The sequence below is a fragment of the Priestia sp. FSL W8-0524 genome (assembly GCF_038005965.1).
Taxonomy (GTDB): Bacteria; Bacillota; Bacilli; order Bacillales; family Bacillaceae_H; genus Priestia; species Priestia zanthoxyli.
The window spans coordinates 23,890-40,415 of the sequence record NZ_JBBOUG010000002.1 but is presented as its reverse complement, the minus strand read 5'-3'; the positions used below and the strand labels follow the sequence as shown (position 1 = coordinate 40,415).

The 16,526-nt window shown below is 38.3% G+C and carries 15 protein-coding genes; 1 reads left to right on the top strand and 14 read right to left on the bottom strand.

Annotated features, from left to right (window positions below; genetic code table 11):
- Positions 1 to 13: 13 nt before the first annotated feature.
- The 5 genes from NST66_RS27485 to NST66_RS27465 all read right to left on the bottom strand — a co-directional run bounded on the left by NST66_RS27485 (position 14) and on the right by NST66_RS27465 (position 3,637).
- A complete protein-coding gene (locus tag NST66_RS27485) occupies positions 14 to 448 on the bottom strand; it encodes a hypothetical protein (protein WP_252282212.1) in 435 nt (144 codons plus the stop codon).
- Complete coding sequence (gene mobP2 / locus NST66_RS27480) at positions 449 to 1,645, bottom strand: MobP2 family relaxase (protein WP_340843792.1); 1,197 nt, start codon at positions 1,643 to 1,645, stop codon at positions 449 to 451.
- The gene (locus NST66_RS27475) at positions 1,642 to 1,899 is read right to left on the bottom strand and encodes a hypothetical protein (protein WP_335549638.1); all 258 of its coding nucleotides are present in this window, start codon (positions 1,897 to 1,899) and stop codon (positions 1,642 to 1,644) included. Before NST66_RS27475 ends, mobP2 begins: the two co-directional genes overlap by 4 nt.
- 258 nt (positions 1,900 to 2,157) lie before the next feature.
- Entirely contained in the window at positions 2,158 to 3,045 is an 888-nt protein-coding gene (locus NST66_RS27470) for a hypothetical protein (protein WP_340843791.1), read from the bottom strand.
- A 10-nt stretch (positions 3,046 to 3,055) separates the two neighbouring features.
- Positions 3,056 to 3,637, bottom strand: coding sequence for a MerR family transcriptional regulator (locus NST66_RS27465; RefSeq protein ID WP_340843790.1), 582 nt, complete (start codon positions 3,635 to 3,637; stop codon positions 3,056 to 3,058).
- Positions 3,638 to 4,018: 381 nt separating this feature from the next.
- Here NST66_RS27465 and NST66_RS27460 point away from each other — a divergent pair, with 381 nt between their 5' ends.
- Complete coding sequence (locus tag NST66_RS27460; protein WP_050691787.1) at positions 4,019 to 5,248, top strand: IS110 family transposase; 1,230 nt, start codon at positions 4,019 to 4,021, stop codon at positions 5,246 to 5,248.
- 148 nt (positions 5,249 to 5,396) lie between these two features.
- Here the strand turns inward: NST66_RS27460 and NST66_RS27455 are convergent, their stop codons facing one another.
- The 9 genes from NST66_RS27455 to NST66_RS27415 are packed head-to-tail and all read right to left on the bottom strand — an operon-like array spanning position 5,397 to position 16,401.
- Positions 5,397 to 6,509, bottom strand: a complete 1,113-nt coding sequence (locus tag NST66_RS27455) for a bifunctional lytic transglycosylase/C40 family peptidase (RefSeq protein WP_340843789.1) — start codon at positions 6,507 to 6,509, stop codon at positions 5,397 to 5,399.
- 3 nt (positions 6,510 to 6,512) lie between these two features.
- Positions 6,513 to 8,447, bottom strand: coding sequence for a VirB4 family type IV secretion system protein (locus NST66_RS27450; RefSeq protein ID WP_340843788.1), 1,935 nt, complete (start codon positions 8,445 to 8,447; stop codon positions 6,513 to 6,515).
- Positions 8,448 to 8,464: 17 nt separating this feature from the next.
- A complete protein-coding gene (locus NST66_RS27445; protein WP_340843787.1) occupies positions 8,465 to 9,178 on the bottom strand; it encodes a hypothetical protein in 714 nt (237 codons plus the stop codon).
- 15 nt (positions 9,179 to 9,193) lie between these two features.
- Complete coding sequence (locus NST66_RS27440) at positions 9,194 to 9,484, bottom strand: DUF5592 family protein (protein ID WP_095380525.1); 291 nt, start codon at positions 9,482 to 9,484, stop codon at positions 9,194 to 9,196.
- Positions 9,485 to 9,523: 39 nt separating this feature from the next.
- Complete coding sequence (locus NST66_RS27435) at positions 9,524 to 12,010, bottom strand: pLS20_p028 family conjugation system transmembrane protein (protein ID WP_340843786.1); 2,487 nt, start codon at positions 12,008 to 12,010, stop codon at positions 9,524 to 9,526.
- Between the two features lie 23 nt (positions 12,011 to 12,033).
- The gene (locus tag NST66_RS27430) at positions 12,034 to 12,240 is read right to left on the bottom strand and encodes a hypothetical protein (RefSeq protein WP_340843785.1); all 207 of its coding nucleotides are present in this window, start codon (positions 12,238 to 12,240) and stop codon (positions 12,034 to 12,036) included.
- A gap of 20 nt (positions 12,241 to 12,260) precedes the next feature.
- Positions 12,261 to 14,843 carry a VirD4-like conjugal transfer protein, CD1115 family gene (locus NST66_RS27425; protein WP_340843784.1) on the bottom strand — a complete coding sequence of 861 codons (2,583 nt, stop codon included), beginning with the start codon at positions 14,841 to 14,843 and terminating at the stop codon, positions 12,261 to 12,263.
- Positions 14,830 to 15,342 carry a hypothetical protein gene (locus NST66_RS27420; protein WP_335549842.1) on the bottom strand — a complete coding sequence of 171 codons (513 nt, stop codon included), beginning with the start codon at positions 15,340 to 15,342 and terminating at the stop codon, positions 14,830 to 14,832. Before NST66_RS27420 ends, NST66_RS27425 begins: the two co-directional genes overlap by 14 nt.
- Positions 15,343 to 15,357: 15 nt before the next feature.
- Positions 15,358 to 16,401, bottom strand: a complete 1,044-nt coding sequence (locus tag NST66_RS27415; protein ID WP_340843783.1) for a hypothetical protein — start codon at positions 16,399 to 16,401, stop codon at positions 15,358 to 15,360.
- Positions 16,402 to 16,526 lie beyond the last annotated feature (125 nt).

Sequence of the window (16,526 nt, the reverse complement as noted above, 5' to 3'; positions counted from 1 at the left end):
TATAAAACCATCATTAAGATGGTTGTTTCCCTTTGGACTCTTCCCAATCAATCCGTTTTTGACGTTGATTCGCAATACGCTTCTCAACAGCTTCCTTCGCAACCTTTGTGCTATCTAACTCTTGTAAATCGGTTGTCATTAATCCATCAAAACCGTGATGGAAGAAAAGACCGTTCATATATTCAATTAAAATTTGTGTGTTTTTATCGGCACTGTTTGCTCCAAGACGGATCTTCGTTAATTCATCTTTTAAAACCTGATGTAAGTTGTTGCTAACCACTTCTGAAATGTATTTCAATGACCATTCATTACTTTTAGCTTCTTTATGTTCCTTACAAATTTGAGCAATAGCCTCACCCGTAAATCCAATATTCTTTTCTTCCATATATGTTTGAATGTATTGCTTTGTTTCTTCATTTAATGATAATTTCATACGTTGTTTGTTCATTTAATAACTCCTCTCTTCCTCATGACGATGTTCAATATCTTTTTGTAACCGTTCATAATGTTGTTGGTTTTTCCAACTATCATATTCTGATTTAAACGCTCGCTCCATCTTTTTTAATGCAAAATGCATAGAGACCTTTTGATTAAAACTTGCAGGACGTTTTGATTGTTTTTTACTTTCTACCATTCTTTTAATCTGTTGCTGCTGCTTATCGTAATCTTTCATTTCTTTTAAGAAGGCATTTCCCATTCGCTTATACAGATCATCAATTTTCGTTTGCTTATAATTTTTATATCGTTTCTCATCAACCTTTCCTTCTCCATACGCTTTCTTTAATTCCTCTACTTCTTTATCTAACTTTTTAAGTAATTGTTGATATTCATTGCGATGATACTTTTCAATATATTTTTGACTTAGTACATCAATAAATGGCTTCATTGGCTTTAATGTTCGATAGCTATATTGCCACTGCCTTTTATCTTCTGGAAGATGGTTATAGATTTGGAGAAACAATGGTTGAATGTCACGATTCTTCCACCTTAAAGAAGAATCCTGCCTCTTCTTCCCAACCATATCCTTTCGAATTAAATCATTTATCTTTTGGTGCTGCTCACCTCGATTTAAAATTTGATTCACGACTGTTGACTTCATCGCATCCAAAGTTTTAGGCTTTCTTTTACCTCGTTCACGAGTAGGTTGTGGTTCTACTGTTGCAATATGAATATGAATGTTCCCAGTATTATAGTGTATAGCAGCTGACCAAACAGCCGACTTATTTAACCTTTCCCTTTTAAGCATTTCCTTCATGGACTGGCGAGTAATCTCCATTAATTTTTTCTCATCGACTGTATGAGTATCAGCATCATATAAACCATTTTCTTGGAGCCAAGGATTATGAAATGTGATGACATCTTGCCACATAATACTGTTATTTTTTTGCGCTTTTTCAAACAATTTTTTTAATTGCTTTTTCTCCTGCCCATTCAATTGATTCGATTGATCCGTAAATAAAGAAGAGGTTTTATCAGGATTGGCTAAGTAATCCTGATAAAGAGTAAACAGTTTTTCGTGTGCACCATATTCTTTTTTGGCATCTTCACGATCCACATAATCGACGTACTCTTTATATACTTTTAGATTAGATGTCACAAATTTTGTTTTTAGTACGACTCCTGGTGTAACAGTAGACGCACTCATTCCTCATCTTCTCCTGTCATATCTCGAATAAATCCATTGATGGTTTCAATTGCCACTGCACATTTTTCCATCATCTTTATATTTTTATAGATGATATTTTCGAGTTCTGCTTCACGATCTTTTTGTTCCTGAAAAACAGCCAGCGTTTCAACCTGACCTTTTAAGAATTCTTGACGAGAAATCTTTTTTTCTTTTGCAATCTCATCTATTTTTTTTACGGCAGTTGGATCAATATCTCGTAAAAGAATATCCATAACATTCGTTCCTTTCCTGTAAATTGTGGTTTCCCACTATAAAAGAGAGAAGAGCATAAGGGGTTTTTGCTATCACAGGGTGTGATAGGCTAGGCAGAGCCTAGCAAAACCGTGATATCAAAGAAAGTCGCTTAATGTCCCCTTCGCGTCCCCTTTTTTGGGTGTACGTCCCTTTTACGTCCCCTTTTAAAATCCCGATGTCCCCTTTATGTCCCCCTGTTTTGGAGCCATGTCCCCTTTGCGTCCCCCTGTGTTTTTTCACTTCATGGCTAAATCCTGTTGCTTTTCATTCAACTTTTGGAGCTTTTCTTGTAAACTTTTTTGTTCATCTTCATAGAGCTGAATGCTTTCATCACTCGACTGAATGGCATCCTTTTTCATCGCAATTTTTGATTCCGTATCGGCTTTTTCCTCATTCACTTGGTACTTCATATCACGTTGTAATTCGTTCATTTCTTGTTGCGTTTGACGCTTATGTTTGGCTTCTACTGTGATTGCTTTTTCATAGTTTTTCATTTTCTTTTTGACAAACTGCTTCTCTAAATCATTGACCAAAAGCGCATATTCTTGCTTATTTTTTGTTCCTTTTCCTTCTTCACTTTTTGTTTTTCGTTGGTCAGAATAGAGTGTCGTAATTAACGCATGAGCATCTATTTCCTCTGTTGAATCTGTTTCTGAATCACTCGTTACATCATCCACATTTACCGTCTCTTTTTCTTCATTTTCTTGATACAGATCAAAGGCAAGTGCTTCCCAATTTGGAGATAACTCGCTGATTCTTACCACATAATAGCCATCATCTTCATACAACAAATGAACAGGTAATTTGATGTTTGGATTCGCTTTTTCTTGTGCAAGGAAGCTTACTTCCTCTTCATCTGTTTGATCCATTTTGATGACCATATCGAGTGAATTAGTAGCAGGATGATACACACGATTTTCAATGGTTACGGTTCCTGTTATGTTAGAAGAAACTGCCTCATAGGTTTTGGTATGATACAAAGGATCTTCCGTTTTTAAATAGAATTTTGATGTCAGTAAGGATAAAAAACCGATAAAGAAAAAAATCAACATTGCTGTATACTTCCATGACCGATTGCGATTTAAATTAAATCGATAATCTTCAAATTGCTTTTTAAATGCCACCTGTTCCACCTCATTTCATGATTTCTGTTTTCAATTCTTCGATACTATAAACCACCCATTTGTTCTCTTCTTTTCGTAGAGAAACTTTGATAATGTCATGCGTTTGATCGTCCACATTCTCATCTTTTATGACAAGATGATTTGTAAATTCAGCAATCACTTCGACCTCTTCTTGCCCTCCATCATATTGTTGAACGTAGAGTTGTACATCGTTTGGAACGGAAGTGTAACTATCTCCATATACGAACTTTTCAGAAGGATAAAATTGCTCATAAAGTTCTTTGTCCATGATCGATTTTGCGATCTTTTTTCGTTCCTCAAATCCATCTTTTTCACGATGATAAGACACATCGATGAATTGATGAACCGTATTCAAGTAATCTCGTTTTTGTTGTTCTTGGGCAGAAGGACGAACTTCACTTAGTTGTTTTTTTAACTCTTTATTTTCTTCTTGTAAGCTTTCATTCGTGACTTGAATTTGTTTCGAAGCTGTTGTGTTGGAGATATTGTGGTTCAGGTAAATGTTGAAAATGGTTACGCCTGCCACCACAACGGCAAGCGCTCCAAATAGTAGTGCTGCTTTATTTTTCATCGCCTTTTCTCCTCGTATATTATATTTAAGCCCTATTTAGGAGCTAAGATCTGTTTCCATATTAATTAATAAACTAAATAACATATTACTTGGACGTCTCAAGATATTTCTAGATAATGATCATAGGATCATTTGGGACAATTCTTCTTTCTCCTGTGGATTAACCACAATGTAAGACTGTTTCTCAGTGAACGCGCGGGACTCCCTACTCGCAGGCTGAGCAGCCTGTCATTCGAACCTAGAGGGTAGTAGCTCTATGGCGGCTTTCGAATGCAGGGGAAGCTCTGATACACGAGGTTGTTGGTCGGCGTACACACTAGAGATATCTCGAGACGTCCAAGGAAATGCCAAGTGATTCTAAATCGAAAGGAGGTCTCTCCCGTGAGATTATTTGTTGGTTTAGATGTAAGTTCGTTTGATATGAAAGTATGCATTTTAAATGGTGAAGGAGAAAAGCTGAATGCCTTTACCGTCACCAATGACTTACCAGGCGCGACGTTGCTTAAAGAGCGTTTATTGGACTGCATAGGCGATCAAGAAGTTGACGTCTTAAAGATTGGCTTAGAATCTACATCGGTCTATAGTTTTCACCCGTCGATGTTTCTCCATCATGATGAAGACTTAAAAGTCTTCGGTGCCAAGGTGTTTGTCATGAACCCTAAACAAATAGCTAATTTTAAGAAAAGCTATTCGGACATGAACAAAACAGATGAAATCGATGCCTTTATCATTGCGGATTACTTACGTTTTGGACGTAACCAGATGTCAGTGGTCAAAGAAAGCCAATACGTGGCCTTACAACAACTGACTCGGTCCCGTTACCAACTCATTCGTATGATGACAAAAGAAAAGCAGCATTTTCTTCAACACCTAAGCTATAAGTGTAATACTTTCTCTCAAGAAGTAGACTCCTCGGTCTTCGGTAACGCAATGATGGAGCTTTTCTTAGAGAAATACAGCTTGGAAGAACTAGCCCACCTACCACTGGAGGAACTAGCAGCATTCCTTCAAGAGAAAGGGAAAAACCGATTTGGTGACCCGAAATGTGTGGCAACCTCCATTCAGAAAGCCGTGCGATCTTCGTATCGCTTGGACAAGGTAGTGGAAGATTCCATGGATGTGATACTTGGGACCTCGATCGAGGTCATTCGCACCTTCCAAAAGCAGATAAAAGAAATTGACAAAGCGATCAAAAAACTGATGGCTGGATTGACACACACGCTTGAATCCATCCCTGGAATTGGTCCCGTATTCGCTGCGGGTATCATAGCTGAAATTGGCCAAATAGACCGGTTTGATGATGAAGCTAAAGTAGCAAAATACGCAGGTCTATACTGGCGAAAGCATCAGTCTGGGCGCTTTACTGCCGAAGACACGTCCCTATCACGTAACGGTAACCACTACTTGCGATATTACTTAGTTGAAGCCGCCAACTCCGTACGAAAGCAAGTTCCAGATTACCGGGATTACTACGTGAAAAAGTACAGTGAAGTACCAAAACATCAACACAAACGTGCACTCGTTCTAACCGCAAGAAAACTCGTGCGATTGGTGGATGCGCTACTACGCAGTCACCAACTCTTTACGCCAGAAAGGGGCGTGAAAATATGACATAAAACTTGTCATCGCTACCTTTCAAATATTTTCCAGTAAATAACATTCGTTACTGGTCTAGTTTCGTGATGCTTTTTTTAAGTAAATTGCCCTTTGATAACTTTACGTTCTTTCATTTTTCAGTTGACATACTACCGCAGGTCTTTTAGAATCGTTTTACTCTTCCATTAAATCGCTCACCAAAATACGTTCCTTTTGCCATACTTGCGATGGCTACACCTGTTTTTCCTTGGCAGCCTAAAAACTGATTATTGCCGACATATATCCCAACGTGTCCGTCTATTTTATAGGTATCAAAAAACACTACATCCCCAGGCTTCATATCTTTTGGATTGATTGCTTGCCCTTGGGTTTTGAGCGTATCGGTTGTTACGCCCGACATTGGACCAACATTCATTCCTACTTGCTCGAATGCCCATCTGACAAAACTTGAACAATCAAAACGTCCTGCGTTTATATCAGATTGAGAGCGTCCACCACCAAATACATAGCGTGTTTTACCAATCAACGTTTTGCCTGCGTCAATCACTTTCACACCCGATTTCCCACCACTTCCTCCACTCGCAGGAGCTGCCGGTTTCCCATCAGCTGTGATTGTTCCTGTGTAATACTTTAAAACCGCGTTAACGTACAAGGCGTCGCCATAACAGGCGGAATAAGGAACCATTTCAGGACGTACACAGTGATAATTTCCTGTATGTTTTACCTTTTGATATTGCAATTGTGAAAAAGAGATTGCTAGCTCTGGTGTATATTTGCCTCCATTTTTCATGACATAATTGATAAATCCACCGCCAAAATTGTACGACTGAAGGCAAAGTTTCAAATCATAATGAGCCTTTTCTAGTACACTTTTAAAATGCAAAACTCCTTTATCGACCGATAATTCAGGGCTAGAAATACATCCAACTGATCCACAAAACGACTCACTACTTTGCATTGGATCGTTGCCTCTTCCTCCACTTTCTTGCATCATCAATGCCATCATAATGGGCACATACGAAGCGTCTAGCCCATGTTTTTGTGCGTACTTTTCAAGCAAGGGTTGATACTTCATGACCTGCGGTGACACATTAGCTGTTCCTATGCCAATGCCTCCGCCTTCAATCTCTGTTACGTCACTTTGTTGACTATCTTTTTCAAATTCACCTGTAATCGCTACAATCGTACTCATGATTAAGAGGCCCGATAATCCTAACAGGATCAACGTGCCTCCAATCAAATATTTTTTGGGAATGAGCTGTAAAACGATATGCAAGGCTTATGCACCTCCACCGTACAGCACTTTTTCTTCCTCATCGATTTCAATATGAAAGAGAATGTTTTTTACGGACTTAATACAAAGCAGCACATCCCCAATTGGCAGCTTAGGAATTTCAGCCAATTCGCTGTCGGTAATCCCTGTTTTAAACACTCGTTGAATCGTATCTAAGTTGTTGTCATCCTGCTGCATGATGAATTTATATTGCGTTAAATCGAAGAGCTTTTTGATTTTTTCAATCGCTGTTTGTTCAGAACCATCTGGCACAAAGTCACTGATTAAATGACTTGCGTAGATTAAGCCTGCAAAGTATTTTCGAGCTTCTCGACTAAACTCTGTTAAGAAATCTAAGGCATGTTCATTGCCCTTTTTCGTGTTCACAATGTGGTGCGCCTCGTCGATGACAATTAAGTAACGAATGGCATCTTCAAAGGATAATGTCCCTTTCGTATAGGCTGCTAGTTGAGGTTCACCATTCTGCAGCATGCCATCCCACAATAAACTCATGACGTTGAAAAGCTGTGCCTGTGCAATTTCATCTTTTAATTTTGATAAATGACGGATGGAGAAAAATACGACTTGTTCATCGTTGAAATCTTCAATGGTAGAAATCCCATCAAACAAATGAGCGTATGTTTCAACCAAGTTTTCAATGTTCAGCTCGATTAGCTCAAGTCTACGTTTTCGATACTCTCCTAAGTTCGGATGGTGCTCTCTTGTTTCCTCATCGGTATATAACTCTTTTCGAATGAGGTGTAGAAACTCACTAAACGTTGGATAGGCTTCTGGTGAACGCCCTGTAATGTGATTGCTTGCGCCTTTTTCATCGTTCCATAACTGCTTTTGAATATAGAGTTTACGAAGTAACTTTTCATACTCTTTTAACTCATCATCTTTTGCTTCTGGTGCAATAAAACGATAAAAAACAGTTAGTTTGGATAAATGCTGCGTAAAGCTATTAATTTCATGTTCATGTGTTTTAAATACCTGTAAGGGATTAATTTGCCCTTCTGATCCATCTAGGGCAATCTGTTTACCTCCTAATTCTCTGACGAGACTTTCAAACTCTCCCACGATATCAAAGCCTCGAATCTTATAGCCTTTAATCGCATTATCTGTCGTGACTTTCTTTAAAAAAGTAGATTTACCTGCGCCCATTAAACCCATCAACACCGCATTATAACTTTTTCGTTGTTGGTCTTTGTGAAATAAATCAAAGATGACGCTGCCACCTGTACGAGTGGTTCCTTGATACGTGCCGTATGGATCATCTAAGTGTGTAAAATGAAAAGGAAACCCTCCGGCTAGTGCTAATGCGGGGATTTCCTTTCCTTTTCGCTTATTGGGATACTTCTTTTGTATGTCAAAGTGTGTCACTAACGATTCCCACTCATACTCTTGTTCATTTAAGAAAATGGATCCTCTGAAGTTATGCGTTTCAAGATGGTGAATGACTTCTTTTAATCGCTTTTCTAAGTCAGGGATCGTTTTTTCCGCAATATAAATGCGAAGGTGTATTCGTTTGATCACTTCACCGTTTGTGACTTGACGGTATAGCTCTTTCATATCTAAATACTGTTCTTGGGCATCCATACGATCAATGTTTTCTTTAGCATTTACATGTCGTGCATTTTGTTCTGACATATTTTTATTGATCGCTTCTACGACTTGTTTTCGCTCATCGCTTACTACATCTAGGGTTGTAATGGCATTGGGCATATTCATGATCGGTTCCAGCCAAAAATCATTCACGTTCGTTGGGTACTCATAAATATGAATACACGTCGAATATCCATCCCCGTTTCGAACAAGGTTTTCTTTAAAGCTCACGCCTCCTTGTGGTTGAATCTGTGCAACAAAATAGGGATTGTATCCTTTTTTCTGCTTGATCTCTTGAGGTGTTTTCTCTTTTTTACGAAAAGGTAAAGTTATCATGGTTTTATCATCCTTTCTTATTGTTTATTACCAAGCTTGGCGTTTTGATTGTAGAGTTTGTAAAGAAGGTTAATTTGTTTTTCATCCGAAACAGGTAATAGAGGGACAGCCAGTTGAACATCTCGCATAAATTGATCTTTTCGCTCTTTTACAGCGAGTTCAGTCGGTCCATATAGAAAAAGAAAGTATTCTCGATTGGTTCGTCCCCATTCTAAATATTGAAGTTCTTTTAATTTCTTTCGTAAGAACCGAAGGGATAACGCATTGTTTGCTTCTCGAATTTTCTTCTCAAGATACTGTTGTTGCTTTTGTGTTGAAACAGGCAAGTTTAACGAGATAATTTTAAACGGATCTTTATCGCCCTGGTACGTTTTGGCCAGCGTATAAATATTGCGTCCTGCCTCTTGGTCATGCATGGCATTGATATCTGTACTTTGAAGCTGCCAGATCCCAAAAAAGCCACCATCATCTTTTAGTTGAAATAACCCACTATTTGTTTGATCGATGATGGGAATAATGTCAGCTACACTTTTCTTTACCTCCGGTAGTTTCTCTTTCTTTTTTTCCTTTTCAGCCTTTGGAGTTTGTAACAGAGAAAAAGGATTCTTTTTCTTTGTTTGGGCGATCCGTTTATCCAGTTCCTTTTCATCAAAGAGAAGGGAGTTACTTGTCTTTTTTTCTTTTAAAATAGGTTTCTCTTTTTCTAGGATTCTTTCATCAAATAATGCCATCTATCATACCCTCCTTTATTCTTGATCTCGATCTATGGCACAATACGTGCTCTTCTTTCGTACCAATGTAAGCAATAGCGCCTCATACATTCGTTTTTTAGGGTTCGTACTCGGTCTAACGATCATCAATACCCCAAATATGCCCATGAAGATATAAAAGGGAATTTGAAGTGTAGGATGAATAAAAAAACGTAACATCATCGTGACCATAAGTAAGCCAATAATGAACAACAAATCAAAGAGATACAGAGATTTATTAATCTTTAATTCCGTTGAGATTTCTTTTGGAATGTTATAGTTTGCCATGACTCTTCTCCTTCCCATAAAAAAGAGAAGTAACGCTTGTTACTTCTCTTCTGGTTTATTTCGTTTCTTTGATCCAAGGTTTCGTAAATCTCGCCCTGTATTTCGTCCAATTTGATAAGATCGTTTTGTTTTATGGATTGTTTGCGAATTATCAATACGTTCTTTTACCTTTCCTACCCCTCCCTTAAAGTTATCTTTTACCACTTGTGCAATATTGCGTGTTTCTATCCGGTTCTGATCTGGCATTGGAATATCGTCTGTTGAAGTAGGAACTGTGTCTTTTTCAATCCGTTGTTTTCCTTGGCGAGGTTCCTGTGTAGCTGCCACTTGTGCTTGTGCTTGATCCATCCCTGTCGGCATAGAAACAGAAGGTTCTCTTGTTGGTGTAGGGTAGCTTACACTTTCTACAGAAGATCCGCCTTCGCTTGTACTTCCGCCGTAACCAGAAGTTTGAATTTCTTCATGAACAGGCGTACTCACACTTCCTACAGAAGAGCTGCCTCCATTTGTGCTTCCACTATGACCAGAAGCCTCCATTTCACCATGAAGAGGAGTACTTGCCTTTCCTACAGAAGAGCTGCCTCCATTTGTACTTCCACTATGACCAGAAGCCTCCATTTCACCATGAAGAGGAGCACTTGCTTTTCCTACAGAAGAGCTGCCTCCATTTGTGCTTCCACTATGACCAGAAGCCTCCATTTCACCATGAAGAGGAGCACTTGCTTTTCCTACAGAAGAGCTGCCTTCATTTGTGCTTCCACTATGACCAGAAGCCTCCATTTCATCATGTAAAGAAGCACTTCCACTTTCTACAGAAGATCCAGTACCTTCATTTGCACTTTCACTGTAACCAGAAGCCTCCATTTCATCATGTAAAGAAGCACTTCCACCTTCTACAGAAGATCCAATGCCTTCATTTGCACTTTCACTATAGCCAGAAGCCTCCATTTCATCATGGAGAGATGCATTTCCACCTTCTACAGAGGAAGTTGATCCCTGACTATCAGTAGCAACACCTGCTGCCTCCATTTCATCTTGTAAAGATGTGCCTTGACCTGATCCTTTTCCTTCTAAAGAATTTCCTTCAGTATTTTTACCCCCTTCTTGTTTTTCAGTAGAGGATAATCCCTGTTGTTGAGCCTTTTGCTCATTTCCTGCGTTTTGACCTTTAGAGGCAGCGTTTCCTTTCTCACCTGCCATTCCTGCCTTTTTCATTTCTTCATGCAGAGCTGGTTGTTTTTCTTTATTTCCTTGTGTAGCTAACCCTTTACCAAAACCTCCAACTCCTGCTGCTGTCTGAAGAGCACCACTACCAAGTCCTTTTCCTACACCACCAATCCCTTTGGCAAGGTTGGCTCCTCCTTTTGCTGTTCTGCCTATCATGTTTATGCCACTTTCAAGTCCTTTTGCCATCGCAAACCCTCCTGCGAGAGCGCCCCAACCACTTTTTAGTCCGGCATCGATGCCGAAGAGACGTTCACACATAATCGGGCCATCTACGACCGCAATACTAAAGGCAATCAATGCGATAAGATATGGAATACCTTCTAGCTTATCGCTAATAAAAACGGTTCCCATTAAATACACCTTCATGGATATAAAAATCATAATTGTCACTAGAAATGTATTCAGAATGTTTTTCAGAACAGCTTTTAACTTCTGTCCATCTGCTACATCGGCAGGCGCAACTAATTGGGCCAGAATCGCATTGAATCCTAGCTCGTAGCATAGTTTTGCTAACTTAATAGACGTAAATAACAACGTCATCCCTATTACAAAAAGGGAAATGGCAATCGTCCAGAAGTTCCATGACCATCGGTAATAGAGTTCCGGAAAGAAATCAAACCATCCATTATCTAATTCAACTAACCCCTCTTTTCCATCTGGTGTAAGAGCTGCTTTAGTTGTAAGTATTTTTTGGCCCTCATCTGATAAAGTATCCTTTTTATTCACCTTAAACTTATCATCAATTTTTTCGGTAATATCAATCATCATAATATTTTTTTGTGGTACTTTATTTGGTTGTTTCAATTCTGGATTCTTCCACTTGGTAAGGTCAAATTGTGCGACATCCGTTAGATTACTTTTAATAATCTTTTCACTTACCGTACCTTTTTCATTTAAATCCACGGCTTCAATGGCTTGATCGGTGAACTTATCAGCTTTTAACATACTTGTATTTAATAAAAGTAAGACTGCCATTGAGATAAAAATGTTAATCATGATCTGTTCACGATTGACTTTCTTCTGAATAATCAACATGTAACCGATATACAGAAAGGAAAAAGCCAGTAACACATATAAAAAGGGTTGAATCTTCGTAATAAAGTCTTGAATATCAGGAGAATTAAAAAACGATTTAACTCCTAATACACTGTCTGTAATCCCTTCTAGTCCATCCACTAGAAATGAAAGAACTTGAATACATCCCCAACCCAATTTCCGTAATAAATAAGTGAGGATATTTCCAACATCTAAGTACTCCGAAAACTCATGGAGCTTTTCAAGAATTTCTTCATCCTTCATCTGCTCATCTCCTTACGAAGGTATTACATGCCTTGAAATAACGTATCAACCGTTATTTCTAATCGTTCATTCAGAGGAGAAACACGAATTTGTACAGGTGCTTCTCCTTCCTGTCCTTTTTCCAAGTGTATAGTGCCATCTAGTAAGCCAATTAACACTTGATGTCCTTCTTTCACAATCGGTGCATAGTCCTCTAAAATACGCTCTAATTCCTTTGAAATAATTGTCATTCTTTCTCCCCCTTTTGGTATTAAGCTTCTTGTTCTTCCATCTCATGTTTCAAATTTCTAATAATGGTATTTATTTTTGTTTGAAGAAGTTGGTGGACATTTTTACTTAGTTGGTCACTAACTCCTAGCATATTTAATTCCTCTTCAAACTCACTCATGGACTGTTTTTCAATCTCTTCCACCGTTTTATTCATTGCTTTTGGTAAGTGTACTTTTAGAGCAGTAGAAACGTTCTTATCTCCACCGAAGAACTCTTTGACTGTCTTAGTTTTGTAGTTCTCATATGTTAGAGAAGTAAATGGATCGTCGGTTAGTTCCTCTTCAATTTCCACTGATGGAGCTTGTGATTGAAACGGAAAGAAATTATGAATGACTAAGGATCTTGGATTGACTTGTTCATGTAAAGACGAAATATCAATATCTAGAATCGAACGATCCGTATTAAAGTCCTCTCCGAGGTATTCCCAACGGTATTTCAACGCTGTTTTTCCAGTGTTATAAATTGGATGTGCTTTAATTCTCTGACGTGCTTTATCTTGACGTTTTACCACACGCACAACTACACTTTCTCCTTCTTTAAGTTCCATTAATTCATTGGGTGTTAATAAAGGCTTTCCATCTACCCCCTCTGTTTTACTTTTATCCGTTGATAACCCTTTCCCACTTCGAGAGGTAGAATTGATGGTACCGTCTCCTAATTTTTGCGAGATGGTTTTCGCTGTTTCATAGTTATTGCTTAAAATATAAATCGTATTCCCACAGTTTCCTTCAATCGTTTCAGCATCGTCTCCATATTTATTTTTTAGTTGCGCATAAGCTTGAATTACTAAGTTGAAACGTATATTTCGCCCTAAACAAACCGTGATAATATTGGACATTCCTTCAATTGCCGGCATGTTGCCGAATTCGTCTAACAACACCACTACTTCTCGATGACACTTGTTTCCTCGTGCCAATGAAGCATTCTTAGAAAGCACATAATATAACTGTCGGACAAAAACCGACGCTATCACATGGTTACTTGAATCATAATCTGGTGTGACCATGAAAATAGCAATTGGTTTTGTAAAATACGTCACTTCCTTTACATGAATGGTTGGATGCTGCTTCTCGACTGTAAACGTCGTAGCTCCTGTTTCTTTTGTGATTTTATTAATCGATATCACGGTTTCAAGCCTCGACGAAGTAACGATTTTATCACTCAACTTTTCACCAAGAATAATTTCATCATTACTTTTTAACTTACTTGTAAAGTTGACTTCAAATAGTCCTTTGGCGTCCGTTTTAATGGTTTCTGTTTGACCATCTGGAAAGGTCATTTCTAAGCGAGTAAGAGGTGCTGCTGTACCTTTGATGGTTTTTCCAAAGCCTACACGCTTTAAATCAACGCTGTTTTTAGAGGTCATCTTGGCGATTTCATCAAACGTAAAAATAGATAGCCCATTCATCGTTTGAGTAAATATTCCGCCTCTTGTCGTGCCTTTTGAAAAGTTCGATGTGGCATACTGCATTTTGGCGACACTTTCTGTTGGAAGACCATCAAAGTACATGTCTAACGCATTTTGAGTATCTCCTTTTTTATTAATCACAACCTCTTTCGAGCCTAACTCCGACAACATATTCGCCACCGTGTACATCGTGATTTTATTTTCTTCCTTTTCTTTAATACACTTATCTGTGACAGCTAGAATCATGGCGTTACATAAACTCATGGCACATTGTTGCCAGAATGGATCTTTGGCATTTGGATTGTAGTAAAGCGTATACGATAACGTGTTACATAACGCTTGAGCTGTTGAATAATCACCATCTTTATAGGTTTCTTTTATCATTTCTAACAGGTTATAACTCATCGATTCTAATGGATTGAGTAAGTTTAACACTTCAACATGATAGCCTCTTTCCTCTAACGTGTTTTTAGAAGCAGCAAGCAACTCCCCCTTTGGATCGTTGCAGACTAGGGAAGGCTGTTTTTCAGCTCGTGAGTAGATATCAATCGTTGGAAAAACAAAGGTTTCCCCCTTTCCTGACCGTGTAATACCAATGATTAAATTATTAACGGGTGTGTCATCAATTAGCATGTAGCTTTTCTTCGTAAAGAATCGATGTGCATGGAGAAGCTTCTGTATTCCCTTTAACGCTTTGTACTCTTTCCATGTTTGAATGAGGTCATAGGTTTGAATACGTGAAACAGGTACGCCACCTCCACCTTGATACGTTGCTGTTTTTTCAGGTACTTTTCGGTATTGCTTTTTCAGTTCACGCCTTGTGGTAAACCGTCCAGACCCTTTTTGATTGTGGTTTAAATCTTTGAAGTTGGATCGAATATTATAAGCAAATTTGGCCGTTAATAAGGTAGCGACTAGACACATGCCCCCATATAAAGGCGAGTACTGTTGAAGATGAATCTCTGTCAAAAAAGATGTTTCTAGATGAAATGGCTGCGGTTCGAATACATCGCTAAACGTTGTTTGAACAAGATTCCGCATCATGTTAAACAGAAAATTTAAGATGAGTAGAATAGACACAAAAAAACAAGCACTTAAAGGAATAAGTACTTGTTTTTCAGCGACCACATATTTGATGGATTTAGTAGGTTGCATTTCTTATTCCCTCCTGGTCAATCTCTTCAGAAGTAGGAATGACATAGTAGGCACTCGATGAAAGAGAAAAGAACGTTTGATCTCTTGCCTCATACTTATGTTGAAGGTAACGAAAAGCCGTGTTAATGTCCCATTGTACCTCTTTCATATCCTCTTCGGTTATTACATAGGCTTCATTACAAACTAAGTCGTCTTTTTCTTGTTGAGTAAGCTTGGAGATATCTAGAGGTGGCATCGTTGGTTTTGTGCATATTCGAAACTTGAACCCATATTTCAGAAAATCGTCTGTAAGAGTGATCGAATCAGCATTTTTAAAGATAATGACAATCTGATTTTCTAAAAGAATGACATTATGAACACTGTTCGCAATACGTTGAGCATGAAGTTGAGTCGTATGAAAGCTGCCTAATTCAATTTCGAGGAATAAATCTTCTTCATAGTACTCGACCCCTACGACAAAGGCTTGCTTCTGTTTTTTCACTTTTGTTTGTGTATACATCCTATTCATCCTTTCTTATAGATTTTTTAGGAGTTCTTCTTGTTTCTTCTGCTGATCCGTTAACGACTTGACTTTATTTTCATCCTTTTTGTCTTTTTTGTTCTCTTCCTCCACTTGTTTTTTCGTTTCTTCTATCTCCTTTTTCGTTTTTTCATAGGTTTCTATTTTTTCGTTCAACTCTTCATTCTGAATATGTGCTGCCTCTTCTTTGGCCTCCTTTACTTTATCTAGCTTCAGATATCCATAAGCCTTCATTTCATACCGTTTATCGGTCATTTCTACTCCTGATTGACGCATCATATCTTCCCAACGTTGTTCATGATAGGCAAGATCAAAGGCTCCATTTGACGAAGGAAACGTTTGTTGAAATTCTTTTAACGCACTAACATCTCCCTTCTTTGAAATCATGCTTTCTACTACTTCTGGATGGTCTCCCTGAAGCTGAATAGCTTCTTTATACTTTTTTTGATCGACGAGAAGGCTCATATAAACGTTTTTCTGTTCTTTCGTGAGGCTTTGTTCATCAATAGAAGAAAGCCTTTTTAAAGCCCCTTCTGAATCTCCTAAGAGCGCTCTTTCATATGTTCCTGTTATTTTCTGTTCCAGTTTGACTTGTTTTTGTAAATCTTGAATCGTTTCAGCTCGATCTTGGGAAGTAGCCACTGTTGAAAAACATGTTGCTGAAAGGATAAGAAGGGATAAAGTCCCTCCTCCATAGATCAACCTTCTGTTACGAGTAGAAAGGACAGGTATTTGAGTCGTTTGTACATTATCCTCTTTTTCTTCCTCTAAAGGAAAAGAACCATCTGTTGTTTTCAGATGGTCCGGTACTTCCTTTTCTAATTGTTCAAGAAAACTTCTCTTTCGAGCTTCCTGTATATCGTCCATTTTTAAGGAGCCTAACTTTTTCTTAATATGATCAACTATATGGCGACTATGACCTAATCCAATGGACAATGTTCCTGCATATACCTCTTGATCTTCCTCATCCAGGATAAAAAAATCGGCATGAGCTTTTTTCTTCATACGCTGATAGTGGGTTTCTAATGTCTCTGTCATCTCACAAGCATCCGAAATTGATAACTTTTGAAATGGCTTCAACTCTTTTGTTTCACTTTTTATAAACATGACAGACAGCATGTTTCTCCATTCCTTTCATCTAAAAATGAGCATAGAAAAAAGCT